This is a genomic window from Sphingobacterium sp. SGR-19, from assembly GCF_011043555.1.
Taxonomy (GTDB): domain Bacteria; phylum Bacteroidota; class Bacteroidia; order Sphingobacteriales; family Sphingobacteriaceae; genus Sphingobacterium.
The window spans coordinates 606776-630059 of the sequence record NZ_JAAKGS010000002.1 but is presented as its reverse complement, the minus strand read 5'-3'; the positions used below and the strand labels follow the sequence as shown (position 1 = coordinate 630059).

Annotated in this window: 18 protein-coding genes and 1 tRNA gene; 4 read left to right on the top strand and 15 right to left on the bottom strand. The window is 40.7% G+C overall.

All coding sequences use genetic code 11. From position 1 onward, the window contains the following. Position 1 precedes the first annotated feature (1 nt). Positions 2-379: an START-like domain-containing protein gene (locus G5B43_RS06325; RefSeq protein WP_165293861.1), complete on the bottom strand. Its 378-nt coding sequence runs from the start codon at positions 377-379 to the stop codon at positions 2-4. 265 nt (positions 380-644) lie between these two features. Here G5B43_RS06325 and G5B43_RS06320 point away from each other — a divergent pair. Then, positions 645-718 (top strand) — tRNA-Met (locus G5B43_RS06320). Between the two features lie 131 nt (positions 719-849). Further along, positions 850-1581 (top strand): DUF72 domain-containing protein, encoded by a 732-nt coding sequence (locus G5B43_RS06315; protein ID WP_165293860.1) that lies wholly within the window; start codon positions 850-852, stop codon positions 1579-1581. A 37-nt stretch (positions 1582-1618) separates the two neighbouring features. Here G5B43_RS06315 and G5B43_RS06310 read toward each other — a convergent pair whose 3' ends face one another. From G5B43_RS06310 to G5B43_RS06285, 6 genes are all read right to left on the bottom strand, one after another. After that, positions 1619-3115, bottom strand: a complete 1497-nt coding sequence (locus G5B43_RS06310; RefSeq protein ID WP_165293859.1) for a calcineurin-like phosphoesterase C-terminal domain-containing protein — start codon at positions 3113-3115, stop codon at positions 1619-1621. 36 nt (positions 3116-3151) lie between these two features. Beyond that, complete coding sequence (locus G5B43_RS06305) at positions 3152-4873, bottom strand: RagB/SusD family nutrient uptake outer membrane protein (protein WP_165293858.1); 1722 nt, start codon at positions 4871-4873, stop codon at positions 3152-3154. A 13-nt stretch (positions 4874-4886) separates the two neighbouring features. Further along, positions 4887-7850, bottom strand: coding sequence for a SusC/RagA family TonB-linked outer membrane protein (locus G5B43_RS06300; RefSeq protein WP_165293857.1), 2964 nt, complete (start codon positions 7848-7850; stop codon positions 4887-4889). Positions 7851-7881: 31 nt separating this feature from the next. Continuing rightward, a complete protein-coding gene (locus tag G5B43_RS06295) occupies positions 7882-9456 on the bottom strand; it encodes a BACON domain-containing protein (protein WP_165293856.1) in 1575 nt (524 codons plus the stop codon). A 13-nt stretch (positions 9457-9469) separates the two neighbouring features. After that, positions 9470-10441, bottom strand: coding sequence for a BACON domain-containing protein (locus G5B43_RS06290; protein WP_165293855.1), 972 nt, complete (start codon positions 10439-10441; stop codon positions 9470-9472). Between the two features lie 400 nt (positions 10442-10841). Beyond that, on the bottom strand, positions 10842-12491 hold the full coding sequence (locus G5B43_RS06285) for a DUF6377 domain-containing protein (protein WP_165293854.1): 1650 nt from the start codon (positions 12489-12491) through the stop codon (positions 10842-10844). Positions 12492-12764: 273 nt separating this feature from the next. On the opposite strand from G5B43_RS06285, the gene G5B43_RS06280 reads away from it, so the two are divergent. Next, positions 12765-14333 carry a calcineurin-like phosphoesterase C-terminal domain-containing protein gene (locus tag G5B43_RS06280; protein WP_165293853.1) on the top strand — a complete coding sequence of 523 codons (1569 nt, stop codon included), beginning with the start codon at positions 12765-12767 and terminating at the stop codon, positions 14331-14333. A 70-nt stretch (positions 14334-14403) separates the two neighbouring features. Here G5B43_RS06280 and G5B43_RS06275 read toward each other — a convergent pair whose 3' ends face one another. The 6 genes from G5B43_RS06275 to G5B43_RS06250 form a co-directional block, all read right to left on the bottom strand. Then, positions 14404-14904, bottom strand: a complete 501-nt coding sequence (locus G5B43_RS06275) for a hypothetical protein (protein ID WP_165293852.1) — start codon at positions 14902-14904, stop codon at positions 14404-14406. Between the two features lie 67 nt (positions 14905-14971). Next, positions 14972-15511, bottom strand: a complete 540-nt coding sequence (locus G5B43_RS06270; protein WP_165293851.1) for a CopD family protein — start codon at positions 15509-15511, stop codon at positions 14972-14974. Between the two features lie 47 nt (positions 15512-15558). Then, the gene (gene hemE / locus G5B43_RS06265) at positions 15559-16593 is read right to left on the bottom strand and encodes a uroporphyrinogen decarboxylase (protein ID WP_165293850.1); all 1035 of its coding nucleotides are present in this window, start codon (positions 16591-16593) and stop codon (positions 15559-15561) included. Beyond that, positions 16593-17108 carry a hypothetical protein gene (locus G5B43_RS06260; protein ID WP_165293849.1) on the bottom strand — a complete coding sequence of 172 codons (516 nt, stop codon included), beginning with the start codon at positions 17106-17108 and terminating at the stop codon, positions 16593-16595. Before G5B43_RS06260 ends, hemE begins: the two co-directional genes overlap by 1 nt. After that, complete coding sequence (locus tag G5B43_RS06255) at positions 17109-17822, bottom strand: response regulator transcription factor (protein WP_165293848.1); 714 nt, start codon at positions 17820-17822, stop codon at positions 17109-17111. It abuts the gene before it with no gap. Continuing rightward, complete coding sequence (locus G5B43_RS06250) at positions 17812-18690, bottom strand: sensor histidine kinase (RefSeq protein WP_165293847.1); 879 nt, start codon at positions 18688-18690, stop codon at positions 17812-17814. The genes G5B43_RS06255 and G5B43_RS06250 overlap by 11 nt, the downstream gene beginning before the upstream one ends. A 100-nt stretch (positions 18691-18790) precedes the next feature. On the opposite strand from G5B43_RS06250, the gene G5B43_RS06245 reads away from it, so the two are divergent. Next, entirely contained in the window at positions 18791-19492 is a 702-nt protein-coding gene (locus G5B43_RS06245) for a YjjG family noncanonical pyrimidine nucleotidase (RefSeq protein WP_165293846.1), read from the top strand. 41 nt (positions 19493-19533) lie between these two features. Here the strand turns inward: G5B43_RS06245 and G5B43_RS06240 are convergent, their stop codons facing one another. Next, entirely contained in the window at positions 19534-20349 is an 816-nt protein-coding gene (locus G5B43_RS06240) for a DUF1080 domain-containing protein (RefSeq protein ID WP_165293845.1), read from the bottom strand. A gap of 51 nt (positions 20350-20400) precedes the next feature. Further along, a complete protein-coding gene (locus tag G5B43_RS06235) occupies positions 20401-22899 on the bottom strand; it encodes an outer membrane beta-barrel protein (RefSeq protein ID WP_165293844.1) in 2499 nt (832 codons plus the stop codon). Between the last annotated feature and the right edge of the window lie 385 nt (positions 22900-23284).

Below are 23284 nucleotides of genomic sequence, written 5' to 3'. Positions count from 1 at the left end.
CTTATGCGCCTATAACACTTTGAAGATAGCCGACAGAATTGTTCCATATTTGCTTCCTATCTTCCAAATTATCAGACTTTACAAAATCGGTTATAGCAAGAGCTACATCATTGGTTAGCTCATCCTGGATAATTTCTATTTCAAAATAATAAGGCTCATCCTCCAACCATTTAAAGCGCACACATTTGTTCTCCTTTACAGACACCAACTTAGCACGATTTACTTCATCATCCCATATAAACTCATAAATTCCTTCTTTATAATTAACGTCATCAGCAAACCACTGGGCCAATGCATTGGGTTCATGAATAAACGGGAATAAAATCCGTGGTGATGAATTTATGATATATTCTAAGTGAATTTCTTCTTTCTTTTCCATATAATTCTTTTGGTTAATTATAAAACCAAGCTATTTTTGTCTGTCCGTAAGTATACAATTTTATTTTGTGATTCAAAAAAGAATAACGGAATTAATTTTCGTTAGATACAAAACCTTCTTTGATCTAACATTCCGTTGTTTATGGTGCCTTATATTTATTAAATTAAAAATGAGAAAGTTGTGAGATGAGAAGAAAAAAAAGAGATGAAAATTATTTTTTACCTTTGGAAATGACGACTTATTACTATATTTGCAACACGAAAACGGCGGGGTAGCTCAGATGGTTAGAGCGCAGGATTCATAACCCTGAGGTCGGCAGTTCGATCCTGCTCCCCGCTACGGCAAAGCTTCAAGACTAACTTGGAGCTTTTTTACTATTATAAAACGCTAAAAGCCATTCGGTATTGGGTTATTAATGAATAAAACTGTCTTAGTCCCTTTCATGTTATATTATCAAAAGATAAGTATACATGAAAAACAAATTATTTATCGGATGCTCCAGTTTTGCCACACCATCATGGAAAACCTTGTTTTATCCAAATGACCTCCCCAAAAAAGAGTGGTTTAATTACTATTCAAAACACTTCAATACGTATGAGTTTAACGGTTCATTTTATAAGTTCCCTACAGTAGAAAATTTGTTGACATGGCATGATAAAGTTCCTGCCGATTTTAAATTTAGCCTTAAGGTTCCTAGACTAATTACCCATGTTAGGAGACTGGAACAATGTGATGAGGAGATAGCAGCATTTTATCAGATTAGTAAAGAGGGGCTTAAAGATAAATTGGCCTGTATCCTCTGGCAGCTACCACCAAGTTTCAGCTATAATGAAGATAGATTGCAAGCTGTATTACGGGTGATGAACACCGACTTTAAAAATGTGGTCGAATTCAGGCATGAGAGCTGGTGGCGGGAAGACGTGATCAAAATACTTCATGAACATAACATTACTTTCTGCAATGTAAATTATCCTAAACTACCAACGTCAATCCAACAAACTACTTCGATAGGCTACGTACGTATGCATGGCAACCCCAAATTGTTTTATTCAGAATACAGCCAAAAACAGGTTGAAACACTTTATGATGAAGTAAATGCGGTTGGGTTCAAGGAAGTTTATATTTATTTCAATAATACGGCCTCGACAGCCGCTATAGTAAACGCTTTGCAGCTACAGGAGATTTATAAAAAGAAAAGGTAAATTAAAAAAATTCACCTTTTCTTTGCATTTAATCATTCTATAACGTTACGCGCTCAACGTAAACATTCCCATAAGGATCTTCTGCTTCCACTTTAACGGTAATTCCAGTAGTGGCCGACGGTTTATAATAAAACATGTGATCGTTATAGGCCTCTGGCTCGGCAGAAGGGCGATGAGCAGGTTTATCGTCTCCAAAATAAGCATCGTACGCATCCCTATCCATCTCAAACCGTAGATTCTCCGTTAAGGTAGTTTTATAAACGTCGTTCTCATACACTTTAACTGTCCAATTGGTATGCCAAGCAAAAATATTGATGATAACACCATCTTGTCTAGAGGCTGTTACGGCTTGTCCTGGTTTATAGATCTTTATTTGGTAATCTTTTGATTGGTCCGTACCCTTATAATACCAGTTTTTAATTTCATTGCCTTCAATCTCATAAACAGCATACCCACGCGGACTACCATCATTACATAAATAGTTCCAAAAAGCCCCCATGACCGACCCCAAATTATTCTCCTCCATATCTTCGCTGATTGTTGTCATGCGGTTATTATGCAAGTGCCCCGTTAGTATGCGCACTTTATAGCCTTCTAATAGCTTATAGAGATCCTCTTTATTGCTAACGCCTAGATTTGGACGGTCTCTTCTTGATGTATAGATATGTGTACCCAATATAATAAGTTTATCCTTACTTACATGTTTTAAGTCTTCTTCCAACCAATCAAGCTGATTTTGTGTAATATGCGCGCTATAATCACTATGCCCGTTAAAATTAACATTGTCCAATACGACGAAATGACAATCTCCGATATTATAGGAATAATAGGTTGGTCCGAAATTCGCTTCAAACTGGCGTGCTGCGTTATAATCGTCCATTAAAACTGTCCGGTCATGGTCGTGGTTACCAATAACCTGAAATACCGGCAGTTGTAGACGTTTTATCTCCGTCGCGTATTCTGGGAAATAGGCCATGTTGTCCCAAACTAGATCTCCCAAAGAAATCCCGTACACCGGTGACTCGGTTTTCATACTATTCGCATACTCTGCTATTAGCGGTATTTCTGTATTACGCAACCAGTTCAGTTCTACCGTTTGGCCGATTTGCACATCGGCTAGTGCCAGCAACTGAAATTTATTTACCACAGCCTGTTTTTTCAGACTAAAATCCCGTCGTATAACATCACTCCTGTCCGCAGGCAATGCATGATAGATTTTCGGTAATCCATTCTCCATGGGTATTTCATAGTTTGATGGAACAGAAACAAAGACAAATTTTGCACGTTCGTTTGCTTCTAACTGATAAATACCCTCCTCATCTGTCAGCGTCGTGGTATATCCATCACTGACAACGGCGCCAACAACAGGTGTATCGCCATCTGTAAGCTTACCGACCAGATTCATACCCTCTTTTACGACTATATCCGTAGGTTCTTCGGGAGCTGGATTTCTAACAAGTCGCTCATCCTCACTGCATCCGATAAAGAAGAGCAGGGTTAACGTTAATAATTTGAAAAATATTTTCCTTGTCATGATTCGATTATTTTCTCTTTAAATGATTTAAATTGATTATTTGCTATTTCCTCCATATCCTGGATTCTGTAACAATAAGTTATTTGCTGAAATAGCAGAGTATGGGATTGGAAATCTATTTTTCGTGTTATCTGTCGGCTCGTGATCCCACCATTTCTCTTGCGTAAATGCTTCCCAACGAATAAGATCAGTACGACGACGTCCCTCTCCAAGAAATTCAATCAGCCATTCATCCAGCATTCTGTATTTATCCAGATTGGCAGCTGTCACTGGGTCTGGATCTACCCTATTTGCAAAGTTCCGTTCACGAACCGTGTTGATTAACGTGGCAGCTGCTCCTGTATCGCCATCCCGAAGCTTACACTCTGCAAGCATATAATAAATTTCAGCAAGACGAATAACAGGTGCATCCGGATCAAATTGAAGTGGCTGATCCGCTAAATTAGGCTGCGGAACTTTTACCAGACGTATTCCACTGTTTTCCTCGCCTACTTGAATATTTGAAGGCAATTTGGACAGATCTCCACCATACTTGGTATTAAGTTCCTTGAAAGGTGCAACAATATCAACTAGATTCAGGATTTCTCCAGAATATGCCTTTGTTCCTTTAGTGGATTCCCCTGTTATAGGGTTTGTTTGTGTACCCACCAAGAACATACCTTCGTAATTCTTATTACCTCTATAAACAAAAGGCCTTTTTCGGAGATCATTATCATGGAATTTTTCGTAAGGGTTCCCTAATTTAAATTCCGTATATATTTGTCCCGTAGGTTTGCGGGAAGGACTGAGCATAAAACCGTTGTATGGCGCTCCGTTTCCGGAGACTCCGCCAAAATATTTACCGCTTTCCTGGTGATAAAAATATCTCCAGTACCAAAGCCATGCGGCATCTGTTGTGGAACCGCCTTTGGAAGGAGCCGCCCAAATTATTTCAGGCGAGCGGTCGTTATCGAAACCGTGCGGTCCCCACCATGTATTGTCAAGTTCATAGACACCATATTCGCCGTTAATAATATCTTGACAAATTGCAGCACACTCCGCAAATCGGTTTTGCCCGGTATAAGCTTCGGCATTGAAATAAAGCTGTGCCAACATGGCAGCAGCGGCAGCTTGTCTGATATAGCCATCTTCGAATGCACCTAATTCCGTCTTTTTCTTCAAGTTCGGAATTGCATTTTTCAGCAATCCCTCTATGTGGTCGAATGTTTCTTGTGCCGTAGCTCTTGGCCGTAGCTCGTCTTGGGTCGACTCGTATATGGGCATTCCACCAAAGAAATCAAGACCACGCATATAGAACCATGCAATCAAAGCTTCTAGTTGTTGAACTTGATCCGCCTTGTCCTGGTCAGTCATGCCGACCGTCGAGTAATCCAATGCCTCGAGATCTTGTTTAGCAGACATCGTACGAGCGATACCCCCTCCGACTCCATTATACGTATTTTCTACAAAACGATCGTCCGGATTCCACGTATGGTACTGCAAGCGGAAGTATTCACCTCCATTATACCAATCCTCAGCACGCTGTGGACAGGTCATCGCATCCGTCGTCAACTCTTGTAGATACCAACGGTCGGCACCAATAAACCAACGCCAGTGGGTAAACGGGCGGGCAAGGACGGCGTACGTACTTTCTTTTGATGTAAAAAAGATATCCGGCGTAACCGAAGAATAGTGTTGTTCATTGAGATCACAACCTCCCAATAAAAGGGAAAGCATTAATCCAGATAGTTTAAAATATTTTAGTGAATTGCGTTTCATATCTTATCTAATTTTAGAATGTCAATTGTACGCCTAACGTGAATCGACGGGTTTGCGGATACATACTAGCCGTACTATTAATTTGCTCAAAACCTGGGAATAGCCCGTTTAAACTTACTTCAGGATTGATTCCTTTATAGGAGGTCAATACAAATAAATCTCTTGACGTAAAGTACAATCGTGCTTTCGATATATATGGTGTATACTTCTTTAAGTCGAACGTGTATCCAGCACTAACCGCATCAAGCGCTACAAAAGAAGCGTCGCTTATAAATACATCGCTCAATATTTTTTCATCATTGACAGCAGCGTAACGATCAAATGCTTCTTTTAATACGTTAAATTGTGATTGCGTACGCAACCCATAATACATGTTGACTTGACTAAACACATCATAATTGATATAGCTACGTAGAGATGCAGAGAAATCAAATTGTTTATAGCTTAGGTTATGATCCCACGAAACGGTCAACTTAGGGATGGCATTGCCAACATAGTGTTTATTTTCGTTGATTAAATTTTCACTTGTTCCCGGCACGATCTCTCCATTCTGATTGTGAATCAACCATTTACCATTTTCGTCTAGTCCCGCGTACTTAAAGACAAAGAATTGACCGATGGTCGATCCATTTAATAGACGTCCGGCCCTCCCCGGGTTACCCGGAGAAGGAAAAGCATCCATGTCGATCACACCGTCTTCTCCCAAATCCAGTATTTTGGACGTATTATGTGAAAAACGGGCTATGGTATTATAATTCCAATCTTTATTGCGGACGATTTCGCCACCCAATTCAAATTCCCAACCTTTATTCTGTAAAGTTCCCACATTCCGCATAATGGTCGAATGGGTCTTTGGGGGCGTAGGGGCATCTGTTTGAAATAACAGATCTTTCACCCGGCGTTGATAGATATCAAATTTACCAAATAGACGATTGTTCCAGAATCCAAAGTCTACTCCGGCGTTGAATTCTCCTTTTTCTTCCCATTTAAGAGCGGGGTTGTCATTTCGCTGTGGTCCGTAAGCGTAAATCCACTCACCTGTGGGCGTCGGATACATTTGACTATCCGGGCTGTACATGCGGGTCGCATAACCATTACCAAAACTATTGTTACCCGTTACACCGTAACCTGCACGTAGTTTTAGATCGCTGATGAAAGATAAATCTTTGATAAAGTCTTCTTCTATGAGTCGCCATCCACCCGAAACAGCCCAAAAGTTTCCCCAACGATGGTTCGGACCAAATTTAGAAGAACCCTCCCGGCGATAACTTCCGGATAAAATATATCGGTCTTTGAATGTATAATTGACGCGAGCGAATAGAGACAACAAACGCTCACGTGGATCTTTTTGCGAAGCCATACCCGCTCTTCCGTCACTTAACCACGTTCCGTCTTCCATGTTCCAAGGCCCGACGCCTTCGATCGCGAAATTAGCGTTTGTCATATTAAAGCTTTCGCCATTTCCCTCCCAATAACTATATCCGGCGACCGCATCAATATTGTGATTCTCTTGGAATATCTTTTTATAATTAAGGTAAGCATCTGCAGAAAAGCGGTTATTTTTACTGAATCCATGATAACCTTCCCCTCTCCTGGCATTATCAACAGATGATTTATGATAAGCTGAAGTATACCGATACAATTGCCATTTTGACTCTTGGTATCCAATAGTTCCTTTTGCGGATAAATTATCTGTCAGGTTAATGTTCAGCGAAACATCGCTTAACAACCAGCTGTCTTTTCCATCATAGGTCTTTAACATGATATCAGCGACCGGATTGTAACTCGTACCCGAAATGCCAATTTCCCTTACGTTATAACCCGATTCATTCGCATCACTGTATATCGGTATGGTTGGATTTAACATCATCGCTGCATTGAAAGAACCGGAACCGTTTCGCTGGTCTCGTTGTGCTTGACGATATTCTGCACGTGCTTGAATCTCTACTTTGTTTTCAAATAAGGAGAATTTGCTGTTCATACGTCCAGAATAATCCTTCCGTCCGTCTCCAATGACAATTCCCTTTTGATCCTGTGTCGAAAAAGTGGTATATATCAGTGCATTCGGACTACCGCCAGATATATTGATTACTTGACGGTGTGAAAATGGGCGATCATTGGTCAACGCACTATACCAGTCCGTATCGTACCCATAATCTTGGCCAAGTCCATACATGACATATTCGCTCGATGTCAGAAGATCGGGTTGTTTTCTTATCTGTTCTGTTGAAAATTCTCCACTGTATTGCACTTTGATATCGCCAACCTTAGCTTGCTTGGTTGTAATGAGTATAACACCACCGGCAGCTCGCGTACCATAAATAGCACCTGCCGAGGCATCTTTTAACACGTCAATGGTCTCGATGTCTTCTTGATTAAGTGCTCGGATATCGCCTCCGGGAATACCGTCAATAACGACCAGCGGCCCTTGCCCTGCATTTACAGAAGCAACTCCCCTTAATTGAAAGCTGTTACCAGCGTTGGGACTGGAAGTACCGTCAATCATCAATCCCGGTACCTTTCCGCGCAAGGCAGTAGCAATTGTAGCCCCGCCGAGACCTGACGTTAGCTTATCTCCCCTAATAGAGGTAATGGAAGAGGTAACCTGACGTTTTTCTAACGAACCGTATCCAATAACAACGGTCTCGCCTAAATCAATGAATGAGGAAACCAATTGGATATTAATCTCACTCTGGTCACCTGCCAACTCTTCGACAGTTTGATAGCCGATAAGTGAAAATACCAATACGTCCGCGGGTTGAATATTACTGATCGTATAATTACCTTCCCGATCAGAGACTGTCGTTTTTTGTTCACCTTTCACGGTGACACTCACTCCGATCATTACTTCACCATCTTCATCCGTGATAGTTCCCGAGATATTTTTGGTCTGCCCTTGCGCTGCCGATATCAGCGTAAAGAACGCAAATATGGGGGCTAATGTATGATAAAGCGCACGCTTTCCTAATTTTTTCATTTTATGATATTATTTGTCTGACAAAGAGCTACTAATTTACCTTACTATGTTTCTCCAATTTGATGTCGTTCAACAACCAACGATTGTATCTGCCACCAAGGGTTTTTGTACTTGGTCTTATGGTGACTTTTGTTTCGGAGGTGATGCCATAAAGAACCACACTTTTTTCTATCCAATACCAATCGGTAGCCGCGTTATCTGGGATCTGGATGTCAAAATCATCATTATATTTGGTGCTTTTATCATCTATACCGACCGATCCCGGTCCTTCTATCTCGACCATCAAGATGACATCATCGAATCCACTTCCCGAGCTTCCTCCTCGCGCAGGTGTCGCGTTAAACGTCAGTTTCACATTCGTGGATCTGTCTGCTGTTGTATTCGGTATAGATACCAATTTAACTCCTGTTTGTATATCGGTCCTTCCCATTTTGAAATAGTGCGCACCATAATAGAAAGCGTTCCCGTTCCAATTGATATCCTCATAGTTGCGATTTGCGAAGGCTGAAGCGGCAGATACTGTCGCCGATCCTGTCGGACCGGTGGTGTGCATATTTTTAGTTGATCCTGCAAAACCTTTTCCATGCCCCGCTGAGGTAGGTGCTTTCAACAACTCGTCTTCTCCGCCGTATGGACGTACCCATTCAAAGTCATCCGAGTAGTATAGATATCCAACCGCTTTTCCATCGTCTGGCAACAATACTTCTTGTTTCACGGTAACAACAGTCGTTAAGTTATCGGCATCTTTAATTATAATCGCACCGGTGCGTGCTACGGTAGTTGGTTCAAGACTAACGGTCACTTCCGTTGTACCAGCATCTCCTTTATCGGGCGTTACGTTTATCCAGCTGTCGCTTGCCAATGTCCAAGCCTCAACAGCATTAATCTCAAAGGTTGCCGACCCACTGGTAATTGTACCACTTTGATCCCCTGTAATCATAGTGACCTCCGTCAGCGGAACATAAGTAAGATCCTGCTCTACATCTACTTTCTCCGTTTTACCGCCGGAGATAACCGTGAACGACCCTTGACGAGATTCTCCTGTATTATTCTTCGCAACTGTTAATACTACCGAGACATTCCCGGCTTTTCCTTCTGTTTTATCCACAGAAATCCAGTCCGGTAATTCAGAAACACGCCAATCTGAATTAGTGGATATGTAGATAGCAGGTGCTTTCCCGTTATCGAGTAAACCTCTGATATTAACCGCTATTTCTGCAGGGGATACGTTCAGCTCCTCCACTTTTTTCACCTGTTTGACATCGATAGAAATTGTTTGCTGTAAGCTTTCAAATACAATCTTGCCTTCTCTATCTTCCGTTGTTCCAGCTTCTTCTACTGTTAAAAAGATCGTATAACGACCACGTTCACCAGTGCTTTTGCTGAGTTCCACCCATTCCGGCTTTGACGACACTTGCCAGGATCCGCTGGTACCAATTTCAATCTGAGCATGGTCTCCGTTTTCTAATAATCCTTGATAATTCAACGAAACGCTATTCGTTGATACTTCGAAAATGTCATCCATAACCAATGTCTGTTTACAGGAATGAAAAGACATTGTTGCCAAAATGGCCAGCAAGATGACAGCTACTTTTATATTTTTCATAATATATTGGATGCTAGTTTGTTTGTATTTTTTCAATCTTGATATCGTTCAAGCTCCAACGAAAAGTACCTGTATCGGAACCTGTTTTTGTTGTTTTTAATGTGATCTTACTAGCTGCTTCTATTCCAAAAAGTTCCACACTTCTTTCAACCCAATGCCAAGGACCGCCGTTAGGAATCTGTATACTGATTTCGTCACTTGTCTTTTTTGATCCACCGCCGACAGTGCCGGGCCCTTCGATTTGAACGATAACTTGCACATTGTCATAGTTCCCACTCCCCGTACGAACTGGGGTAGCATGGAATGTAAGACGGGCATTTGTTGTTTTACCGTCTTCCAGATTAGGGATATGGGCAAGTCGAACCCCGGTTTGATAGTTAGTTTTCCCCATTTTAAAGTAATGTTTCCCTAAATAGAAACAATTGCCTCCCGAATTAATGTCTTCATATCCTCTGGAATTGAGTGCCGCTTTTGCAGTGGCTACAGTATTCGCATTGATTGTCGTTCCAGTAGCCTGTTTTTCGATTTCATCTTCTCCTCCAAATTCTTCACACCAGCCGAAGTCATCTTCCAAGTATACGAATCCTACGTTTTGACCATCATCCGTGTCTAAATCCATCGTCTGTATAATCGTTACTTTTTCTTTTAGGTTGTTAGAAGATACAGTAAGATGTCCTGTACGGATACCCCCTGTTGTGTTTTCTTGGATATCGAGCAATACGTCTGTTTGCCCTTTTCCTATTGGCTTATCCGTCGATATCCAGCTGACATCACTCGTTATTTCATATCCCAGATTCGCCAAGATCGTAAGCATAGGCTTGCTACCAGAGCTCAATCTTCCTGATTGGATAACGGAAAGGTGTATCTTATCCACCTTGAGGCGTGCAGCCGCGTTTTTAGTGTTGTCCTCTTTGGAGCAGGCAAAAATGCCCACGCAACTCACTAACAGTAAAAAGCCCCAGAAAGTAATTCTTTTGTGTATCATGTTATTGATTATTTTGATTATTGCTATACATTTACCCGGACTGCGTCACCTTATCGCGACGTGGTACAGATTTTATTTCGGTGCAAAAGTAAAATATGTCGTAAGTAACCGAAACCAAACATAAAAAAGTAACGAAAGTTTAATATTTAATTAACAATTGTTTGAAAAAAATTGATTATAACGAGCCGCTTTACGAAGATTACTCTTCGACCAAACGGTAGCGACTACAGTGTTTAATATTTGATCAAGCCAAAGTTCCGTATTAAGATGCGAGATAAATACATTCCGTCGCATGGGAAGCTAAAAATCAAAACTAAAAAAACATATAAGAAGCTGTATAAAAGATATTTAAGAAACAAAACAAAACACCTAAATCTAAACTTTTATAATATAAAAAAGTCTATTTTAGGTTCATCGGAGATGAACAGGAGGACACTCGCTGGCCGTCTTTAATTCGATCTTCAAAACTTTCGGGATAAATTGATTTGTTTTTATTCTTCGACCGATACGTATAAATTGTCGTAATAGAGCACCTTAAGAACTTGGCTATTTTATAGCTGTCGGTAATACCTAGCTTGATAAGCGCAAAAACTCTCAGCTCGGTTGTCAATAATTCGTTTGGTTTCATTTTCTGTCGATCCGCCTCCAAAAACAGATCGTTAAATTCCGAAACAAAATCAGGATATAGACTTAGAAACGTCTCGTCAAAATTTTTTAGAAAGGCTCTATGCTCTTTCTCAATATATTTGGTGGACTCTAGTTCCTTCTCGATTTTTTCCAACTTTCCGACCTTCAGTAGCCGTTTGATGTTGCTTCTATACGCATCGAGCTTATCTATATAATCAGAACATAAATCGATGAACTTGCTCAGGTAAGTTTCCTTCAGCAGGTTGGTAGACACCAACTCATCGTTAAGGAGAAGCAATTGGCTTTTCGCTTTATCCAATTTCCGATACTGCCTGACAATGTATATGAACAAGAAAACGGAACATACCAAGAGGCAGGCAATAATGGAAAATGCTGTAGAAATCGTATTTTTTTGTTGTAAGATTTTGGTATTGTAACTGGCATAAATATCGGGTAATATCCTGATGATATACTGTGTCCATCGATATGCGCCGCTGTACATGGCATCCTGCAACGATATTTCGATGAATTGATAGGCCGTTTCCACATCCTTTTCCCTATAGAGGATAGTAGCCAGCTTCCAGAGAGCAACGTATTCTTTAACAGCATGTTTGATATCGGTAATGGCGGAAGTAATCAGGTACCGTTTTTCTTGCTCCGCGTCCCCTTGTAGGCCATAGAGGCTAGACATATAGAAGGCCACATGGGCCATGTCCCGGTCATCGGTCGTCAATTGATTGTACGCCTTATACAGGATTTCTGTAGCAGAGACATAGTCGCCCTCTCCTTTTTTTTTATTGGACAGATGTATAAGATGCCAAACCGAATTTTCGGGTGTATAGATCATCAGGGAATCGCGGCAAGCGTCAATGCTCTCTATGTACGCTTTCATTTGACTGTCGCCTAAAGCTTGGTCGGCCAACCCTTTATACAATTCCATCCGTGCAACGAAATAAAGGCGGTGAAGGTCCTCGGAAAATACCTCAGGAATAAAATACGCGCTGTCCAGTAGCTCACCGGACTCTTTGTACATCCCTGTATACGCGTACACCCGAGCGATCAAAAACAAGGCTTCGGCCCGGTAAGCGGGCTGTGCCTTGAGGGAGGTCTCCGACAGTTCGAGCATCTGTTCGGCATATTGCAACGCGCTATCAATCTGCAAGTCGTAGTACATCCCGAAAAGCGTTCTGCATGCGTCAAAGCGTGCGACTGGATCGTCCACTTGTAACCTGTGCTGGACACTATCAATCTGCTTTAGTTTCTTGTCGAAGTAATACTCGCGTTCAGCGATTATTTGCCTTAACGTTTCCAAAGGCTTTTTGGATGAATCCTCCGTATTACACTGGCTGAGAAACAACACCATAGCAGACATAACCACGGTTAATATCGCGTAATTTTTCCTGAAAATATAAGTCACAGCCATCCGCTCGCAATTTTGTTACCTTCATTATCTTCATTTTCTAAACTCATGTTGATTAAAAAAATGTAAACGAAGTTACCACTTCAAATTATTATATTTACTCATCACCAATTTTACTTTTCATGTTGCTGAGCTCACGATACAAATATGAAAATATAAAGTTATATATACTTCGTAAGAAAAACTGACTACTTTGCAATTAACATATTCTTAAAACAAAAAACATAATTCCCTAATTTTAAGATAGGACTTTTGTCGTAAAATAAAGTTGGAGATATGAATTTAAAAATTGCATTACTTACTGGCATACTCTTATCAAATGTACTTTATGCACAGGAGATGATCCAGGGTTTCGTCTATGAGGATATTAATCAAAACGGAAAAAAAGAGAGACGGGAAAAGGGACTGCCTCAAGTTGCTGTCAGTAACGGAGTAGACGTCGCACTTACCGATGCGTCTGGAAAATACAACATCCCGGCAAGGGATAACAGCATTTTCTTTGTTATCAAGCCAAATGGATACCGGCTTCCGGTGGATAAAAACAACATGCCGCAATTCTATTACATTCACAAACCGGAGGGTTCGCCCGAGTTAAAGTATGAAGGAAGTAAACCTACCGGAAGACTGCCCAAATCCTTCGATTTCGCCTTGCAAAGAGACACCGCTGAACAAAAGAATTTCAGCGCTTTAATCTTTGGTGACCCACAAGCTTACAACACAGAAGAGATCGATTATTTTGACAAAGGCATCATCCAAGACATTAATCGCACAGCGAAATTTTCATTTGGGTTGAGTTTAGGCGATTTAGTTGGAGACGATTTGGCTTTACATACGCCCTACAAAAACACTATCGGAAAATTAGGGTTACCTTGGTTTAACGTTATGGGCAATCATGACATGAATTACGATGTACAGGAAGATATATTTTCTGATGAAACCTATCAAAAGAACTTTGGCCCTAACAACTTTTCCTTTAACTACGGTGATGCACATTTTATCATTTTGGATAATATCATCTATCCCAATCCTCGGACGGGAAAAGGGTATTTAGGTGGTTTCCGGAAAGACCAACTAGATTTTGTGGAAAACGATTTGAAATTTGTTCCGAAAGATAGGCTCATTGTCCTAGCATTTCACATTCCCCTGTTACATAACAACTCCGATGTTTTTCGAAACGAGGACAGGCAACGGTTGTTTGATTTGCTTGCCGACTATCCAAACACACTCTCCCTCTCTGCACACACGCATCTTCAAAGACACAACTTCTACACTAAAGAAGACGGCTGGAAGCAAGACACCCCACATCATGAGTACAATGTCGGCACCACATCCGGTGACTGGTATTCAGGGTTAAAAAACAAATTTGGTGTACCGGCTTCGACGATGCGTGATGGGACGCCAAAAGGTTACGCAATTTTAAACATCGAAGGCAATAAATACACGTTTGATTACAAAGTAGCCGGAGAACCAGAAGATTATCAGTTAAACATCATCTTCCCGGCTGCTGTACAGCAAAAATATTTGCGTCGACATAGCCTGTCCGTCAACTTCTTTATTGGTGCGTCAAGCGACATCGTAGAATATAGTCTAGACGGAAAGGAATGGAAGAAAATGAACCACACGCAAACAGAAGATCCCAATTATCAATATAACGTATTGAAATTTGACAATGCGGAAAAGGTAATGGATGGTCGCAGGCCTTCTAATGCCGTAGAATCCACTCATGTCTGGCAAGCTAAGCTGCCCGGTAAACTCCAAGCTGGTCAGTACACCATTCAAGTGAGAGCAACAGATATGTTCGGCAGAACATATTTGCAAGCGAAGGAATTGAAAATAGTGGAATAATAGATCGTGTTTGAAACCAATAAAAAAAGCGTGTTAATTGAATTAACACGCTTTTTTGTCCTTTTAACGTCTACCACAAATGATAACGAATACCAAACATCAGATAATTGGGTTCCGTTTCCTCCCACTCAAAATTGTACTTCAATTTATATCCGGTATATAACGAAAGGTTCACCGCCGGAAAATAGTAACTCATGCCAGCCTGCCCGTTAAACATCGTAAAGCTCTCCCGTCTTTCCGGCCACGCCTGATCTTCGTGTACCTCATGATAACGGTAGAAATCTTGGCTTATTCCTCCCCCTAGAAAAACATTAAAATTACTTTTCGTCCGATCCAATAATGACAATATATAATCGCCACCGACAGCGACATAACCATTTCGACCATACACCTGCGCTTGTATTCCGGAATGTTTTGCAAAATCATATTTAGCTTGAATCCCAAAAGCACCTTGATAGCTGGGGGATTCCAATTGAACGTCGCCATAGAAACCAAATGCCCAGGTATGATCTTGTGCTTTTCCCTGGCTTATAATTATGGCAAGGAATAGTAATAAAATTATGCTCTTCATATCGTTGTTCGTAACTTGCAATTTGCGTTAGCAATTCGTATTTCCTAACTAGCCATGAAAAATCCAGTCACGAGTTACGAGATCGGTACCGCTTATACAACTTGATCAAAATCATCAATAGTATGGCCAACCCCAATAATCCCAACACACCATAAATCCAGTCGATAGCCGACCTAAAGATAACTAAAAAAACAATGGCAAAAAGGATAATGGTGGACACTTCGTTCCATAAGCGCAACCGCGAAGAAGTCCATGTTGATCTACCTGTTGCCAATAACAGCATGATTTGCTGGCTCTTAAAATGGTAAAACAGCAGTCCTCCCACAAAAGTAAGTTTTACCTGCATCCATCCTTGACTTAACAAACCCGGTGATAGATAAAGCATAGTCAGTGCGGAAGCAATAGTGATATACATCGCAGGCGTGGTGATCACCCACCAAAGCCTCCGTTCCATAATCTTGAATTGTTCATGCAGTACTTGATATTCCACATCCGGCTTCAACTTCGCTTCCGTATGGTAAACAAACAACCGGGGCATATAAAATAATCCCGCCATCCAGCAGACCATAAAGATAATATGCAGCGCTTTCGCGTATAGATATATCATTTTGTTTAATTAGCCATCTTATCACACATAGCTCATCAGTTATCACGCTAATAACGGAATTCCTTTACTACTTCAATCGCATGTTTCACGTTATCAAAAGGAATATCCGGCATAATCCCATGCCCTAGGTTAAAGATAAATCCTTCTTCGCCACGCATACGCTCAAATAACTGCAAAATTTTATCTTTAATAACATGTTTATCTGCATACAATACAAATGGATCTAAATTTCCTTGCACGGCAATTCCTTTCGGAAGCATTTGTTTTATATTTTTTAAATCAGCGTTCCAGTCGATGGATACCACATCTGGATTTGCTTCTGCCATCATCGGCGCAAATACCGAAGAACCTTTACAGAAAGAAATCACAGGAACGGACCGTTTGATATTGTCCAGAATATATTTATTGTAGTCATGTGCAAAATCGCGATAATCGTTCCATGATAATGCTAATGCCCAACTATCAAACAATTGTATAGCATTTACACCTGCTTCTATCTGCATATTCAGATAACTTATTGTTACATCTGCTATCTTTTGCAAAAGTTGATGCGCTAAATCTGGTTCGTTATTAAGCAACAACTTGGTTCGTTTAAAATCTTTAGACGAGCCTCCCTCCACGAGATAACTCAATATAGTGAACGGGGCACCTGCGAAGCCGATTAAGGGGATTCGCCCTACCAAACGTTTTTGCACCACACGGATAGCATTCGCAACATACTGTAACCTATCTACACAATCCGTTTCTAACCTATCCACATCAGCTTGTGTGCGTACAGGGTTACTGAATCGAGGCCCGACGCCTTGCTCGAACGATAGATCTCCTCCCATTGCCTCCGCCGTTACCAGAATGTCGGAAAATAAGATTGCCGCATCGATATCCAAAAGATCAACGGGCAACATCGTTACATCTGCTGCAATTTCCGGTGTTTTGCACATCTCTAAAAAGCTGTATTTATTCTTTATTTCCCAGTATTCAGGCATAAAGCGTCCAGCTTGGCGCATCATCCAAACAGGAGGTCTCTCCGTAGACTGCGATAATGCAGCTCTAATCAATAAATCGTTCTGTAAAGTTTTGTCCACTAGGTTTGTTTATTTAATTCTTTCTCTATTTTTTCAATAATTGCTTTTTGGCGTTCTGTAAGCTTTAATTTATTTGCAAGCTCGATATACACGGGAACACGGTCATAATTACGTTTTCGTAAACTGATATTTGCAAGATTGATTAATACAAACCCCTTCTCCGCATCACGCTTCCAAGGCAAGCGGGAAGCTAACTGAAAGTGGTATTCGGCATCATCAATCCGCTCCTCTTTAAGAGCGATATTTCCCATCATAAATTCATAATAATTCCGTCGTCTCTTTCGCAGTTTATCAGGATTCTTAATTTCCGCTAACAGTGCTTTTGTTTTCTCATAATCTTGTTTGTGAAACGCTTGCGTAGCTAGAAAAACGGTACCTTCGCGGTAATGGCTCCATATGAAGTATCCAATTAGCCCTAAAATATAAATAATGATATTATAGTGCTTCTCATAAACCGCATAAAGAAGAAATGTCACTGCGATACCGATGACAATCATCCTCGATCGTGTGTTCATCTATGCACTGGTTGGTGTATCTGTAAACTTATACCCTACACCACGGATCGAATGAAAATACACAGGATGTTTTTGGTCGGGCTCAAAATATTTACGGAACGTCAAAATAAAATTATCTATCGTACGCGTTGATGGATAAACGTCGTAATTCCACACGGTTTCTAATATCTGTTCCCGGGAAACTGCTTCATTTTTTCGTTCAATCAATAACTTTAACAGCATCGTCTCTTTTTTTGTCAACGACGTCACCGTGCCATCCGCATGATGAAGTTCATACGAATTGAAATAAATAGTCTTATCTCCAATCGTGTACGAATTAAACTCTTTTAAATCGTCTGATTTAAGTCCTCTACGGATTAAATTGCCAACACGAAGGATAAGCTCTTCCAAATTAAAAGGCTTCACTAAATAGTCATCGGCACCTTTTTTTAGGCCGGTGATTCGATCTTCACTACTATTCTTAGCCGTTAGGAACATAATAGGTACTTCCGTATTCTGTAGACGGATGGTTTCTGCAACCTGAAAACCGTCGATTTCTGGAATCATGACATCCAAAACAATCAGGTTGAAGCGCTCCTCCTTAAATATCTTCAACGCTTTCTTTCCGTCTGTAGCTGTCGTTACCCGGTAGCCTTCTAGCTCCAAATTTAATTTGATGGCTTCCAATAAATGTTCTTCATCTTCTACCAATAATATACGTTGCTTAGCTTGCATAATTTTCAAATGTTACTTCAAAAATACTCCCAGATGGAGTGTTATCTTTTACCTTAATGGAGGCGTTGTGTTTTTGCAATACTGTCTTCACTATATACAACCCTAAACCCGTGCCTTTAGTTTTACGTGTAGACTCATTGCCTATTCGGTAAAACTTGTTGAATATGTTTTTTTTCTCTTCTTCCGGTATACCCTGCCCATGGTCGGCAACAGAAAAAATAATTTTTCTGTTTTCGCTTTCTTTTAGCTTTACATCCACCGTTGCACATGGAGGAGAATATTTTATGGCATTTTCTATTAAATTGTTTACCACATTCGTGATGGCAAATTTATCAGCATGAATAACCACATCTCCATCTAATTCCGGTCTTAAAACTTGAGAGCTACATGCATTTTTCTGTAGTCTATCTACCACGCTATCCACCAATTCCGTTAAATTAAAATTTTCTTTTGGGAAATTAAAACTACGGTTTTCCAATTTGGTGGTCAATAATACATTTTCGACGAGGTCATCCAACCGTTCAATATCCTTCAAGGAATTGGAAAGGAAAACTTTTTGTTGCTCCCTATCCAAATCACGTTTTAGAATAGTCTGTATATAGAGTTTTACCGATGCTAAAGGAGATTTCAGTTCATGGGTTACCGCCAATAAGAAATTCTGCTGTTGCTGTTGTTGTTTATGTTCGCCGCTAAACAGTTTCTTTAACCGCATCGCTCCCCAAATAAAAATCAACAAGAAAAAAATTCCTTCCCCAATTATCATTCCTTTGCGCTCGGGTTCGTAATTGACCAAGAGATACCCCCACCAAAGCAATTGGGTAATCGCATAAAAAACCAAAAAATAAAACAGTACGAGAGCTCTCTTCATACAATAAATTAATGTCGCACAAAAATAACCATTTGTAAACCTGAAAGGAAATAGTCGATGCATTATGACAATAGGTTAAGAAAGCTGTTATCTTTGTAATATGTTTTTCCATAAAAAAGATATTTTCTTCGATTTAGACCATACCATCTGGGATTTTGATAAGAATGCACAAGAGACACTACACGAGCTCTACTACAAATATCGTTTTGATAAATTGATCGGAAAGACGGATTCCGACCTTTTTATTGAAACTTATACCGTTAACAATCATCGTCTTTGGGAACTTTATCACCATGGAAAAATTGATAAACCGACGTTGCGTCGGTTACGGTTTGCCGATACGTTTACCCAACTAGGTGTTGAACCTGAGTTGTTTCCGTCGGCATTTGAGGTAGAATATCTAAACATCTGTCCTACCAAGACGAATCTTTTTCCAAACGCGGTTGAAACGTTGACCTATCTGCAGCGTAAATATAGCCTGCACTTAATCTCTAATGGTTTCAAAGAAGCTTGTGAAAAGAAGTTAGCGCATAGTAAGCTAACTTCTTATTTTAAAACAATTGTTATTTCGGAATTATTTGGCGTAAATAAACCCGATCGACGAATCTTTGAGTATGCTTTACAAAATGGAAAAGCCGAGCGGGAAACATCTATCATGATTGGGGATAACCTTGATGCTGATGTTCGCGGTGCGCAAAACGCGGGAATCGACGCGATCTTCTTTAATGCAATTGGTCTTGAACAACCGAAAGATGTACGTCATATGATTCGGGATCTAGGAGAATTACAGTTGTTTTTTTAAAGTTAAAGACGCCATGCCGGCGTCTTTAACTTTAAAAAATTTTACAACACCTTTACGGTAATATTCTTCAACCAGACATCATCGCCATGATCCTGGAACCCGATAACACCCGACTTAGATTCTCCACCGACATTATTCAACAATTCGAATGCCAACGGCCACTTTTCTTGACTAAACTTACTCGCTTGTAATAACGCTGTCCATTCTGGTGTCCATATGGAATATTCCACCACCTTTTCACCATTTTGATAGTGAGTTACCTTCCCATTATTGACAACAATCTTCGCTTTATTCCATTCTCCTGCCGGCTTACCATTTTGAGGTTTTGCAGGTATCATATCGTAAAGAGAGCCTGATTTTCGATTGCCATCGACCCCTTGTTTAGCGTCGGGATGATTCTCGTTATCCAACAATTGATACTCTGGGCTCGATATGTAGATCGGCTGCCCTTTTACTTCTTTTGCCAAGAAAAACACACCAGAATTACCGGCATGGGAAATTTTCCATTCAAATTCCAGTTCAAAATTTTGAAAATCATGTGCAAAGATAATATCTCCACCATCCTCTTTGGTCAACCCTGATCCTTTGCTAGAAAATTTCAACGTACCGTCTTCAATTCTCCATTTTGCGGGAACCTTCTCTTTGTTGTATCCTCGCCAACCTTCCAACGATGTGCCGTTAAATAATACATACGTCCCATCCGCATTTTTCTGAAGTTTGCTAATATCAACTTTAGGGAGGTGATTCAGCTCATGAGGCGGAACATTTTTACCAACAGCCGTGGCATTTTGTGCCTGGCAAATAGTGGTGGACATTGCCACAACCACTCCTACCATATACATAAATCTTTTCTTCATATTAAACACATCTTTTAGTTGTTCGCTAAAGGTAGAAAAATATATGAATTTTTAAAAGCCCCCTTCCATACCTTCGTCCATCCCATTGTCTCCTTCACGATCCTCCCTTTTCTTATTCAAATCCTGAATACCGAAACGGTACGTGAAGGATAACGAGAACATGCGTCGCATCCATCGGCTTTCCCTTTGGTTGAACTGGGTAGGCAAGTTATTTTCCATACGGAACCGTTGGCTGTTGAATACATCACGCACATTAAACATCACGCTCCCCTTACCGGCCAACACATCCTGACGTATAGCAACATCTAAACCAGCCATGGATTTCATCCTACCTTGCACCCATTTCCGGGGAGCGCGGTAGAAACCACGGGCCTGCAAGGTAGTAGATTTAGTAAATTTTACGTTGGTATTAATATTTCCGTTCCAGCTAAAGTTCTCCACTTCACCCGTATTAAATTGTGCATAGGGCATCGTTTTGTCATAAAACAGGTTCACATTCGCCGTTGCGTCCCACCATTGCAGCATGTTTACTTTTGATATCAACTCCAGCCCCATCGCATCTTGTTTCGAAACGTTTTCCCAACGGCTATAGGTCACGTTACTTCTATCGCCGACAATATCTGCTATTTCCTCTGGATCTCTCAAAAACGGACTCATCATATCACTTGAGCGACGATAATATGCGGAACTAATAAAGTTCCACTTATCATAAAATTTCGCAAAGCTTAATTCGAAGGAATGTATATCTTCGGGCAATAAGTTTGGATTACCTTGTCGATAATTGATTTCATCATTTACGTTGACGAAGGGGTTCACTTGCCACCCTCGTGGGCGTTGCACTCGGCGTGTATAAGAAAGCTGTACTTTGTCACCGGAATCGCCCACTTCATACGACAAAAAAGCACTAGGGTAAAGACGAAAGAAATCTTGATTTCCGTCATTTCTTTTTTCACCTTCGGGTGCTTCCGGATCTAAATTATAGTAAGTAGACCTTAAATAGGTTTGCTCTCCACGTAGCCCTACTTGTATACCTAATCTCTTTGTCAGTTTACGTTGATAATTTGCATATAACGCATGCACACTATTCGTCAGGTCAAAATCGTTGCTTACACTATAATCCGGCATAAATTCACCTGTCAAAGTATCCAATACTTTCGACCATTGGGAATCTTCACTATTGCGCACCATAGTACGGTAACCTGCTTCAAATTTATGGTCGTCCGCGAACGGCAAGACATAATCTACTTGAAAATTCCAATTCTTACCAGCCTCACTCGTTACATTCTGACGTTGGAAATCAGCACGACCATTGGCATAGGTTTGATGAAAATCGTTTGTTCCATCTTCCGTATCATCCCCATACGTAACGTTAGCTGTGATTTCCTCGCCCTCCCTGTTGAGTTCCTGCTTAAAATCAAAGGTCATATCCACGCCTAAATCTTCTTCGTATTGCTGTGAAATTCGAGAAGAACGGTCGCCTAAATCCGGAACATTAAAATAACGATAATGGATATCCGAACGTCTATCATTATCGCGAACGCTGACATTCGCTCCCAAGCTAAAGGTAGTTTTCGGTGCGGCGTACCAATCCGTACCCAACCGAAAAGTATGGTTCTTACCTTTCCGGTTATTTTCACTCGTACTAATCGTACGTGCACTATTTTCTTGTATAATACCGTCTATCAGCTCAGTATTATCATTAAAATCATCACCGGGACGAACCCTATTCGCATAGTTATATCCGCCAAAGAAATTAAATTTGCGATCTCGGTAATTCAAGTCCACTCCAGCACTGTAGTTATCATAAGAACCACCCGATGCAGTCGCACTACCATTCAGCCCGGTTCTCACGTTCTTTTTTAATATAATATTAATGATACCCGATTGGCCCTCCGCATCATATTTGGCAGACGGGTTTGTAATAAGTTCAACCTTTTCTATACTATTGGCAGGCAAGGATTGTAGCAACGCATTGATATCGGAACCGGCCATCGCGGACTCTCTTCCATCAATCAAAATCTTCACGCTGTTGGAACCTCGGAGAGAAACATTCCCATCGGCATCGACGTCAAGCGTGGGCACATTCTGCAACAAATCACTGGCAGAACCACCTACACTGACCAAACTTTGGGAAACATCAAACACCTTTTTGTCAATTCCCAAACGCATTTCTGGTGTCCTCCCTTCGACAACTACTTCCTCGATCAACTTGCCATCATCCATCATGGATACCCTTGCCAACTTTACAGGTTGTTGATTTGCCACGCGTACATTTTCAATAAGCACATTTTCTTTTCCAACATAGGTAACACGAATCGTATATGTTCCAAAATCTACATCAGAAAAAACTAGTCTTCCTTCTATGTCGCTTTGCGCGCCTTGAACATAGCTTTGATTGGATTGCTGAAGAAGGGAAGCGCTAGCACCAATAATCGGTTCATTGGTTTCCTCGTCTACAACGATGGCTTCTATCTTCCCTTGTTGTGCAAAAAGAAATAGAGGGCAAAAAATAATAAAGAAGATCAGCTTCAAGTTTCTAGTAGATATCATGTAAAAAAACGTCCTTTCTACAAAAAAACAAAATAAAAGCTGCTATCGTTCTATCGTAACTGCATTATTACGATGTGGTTTTTCCACTTTTGACCGCAAAAGTGAAGCAAAACTCGTCGCTTAAAACCTTTGGCATTAGGGATAATGCAGGAAGAGGCTTCCTACAGTCGCCAAAGCTTTTCATGCGACCTTTTATGTTAAGGAGAGGATCCTACAATGGTATAAACGGACGCGATGATAATTGAATGTTGGCATATGGGTTAAATCGACCTCGTCTTTTTTTGCGGCCACCTTTAAGAAGACTATTCCGTTAAAAACAGCATATTGTCTGAGCGGAGCGAGTTTCATGCTGTTTAGGAATAGGCAAATAAAGATAGCAAAAACA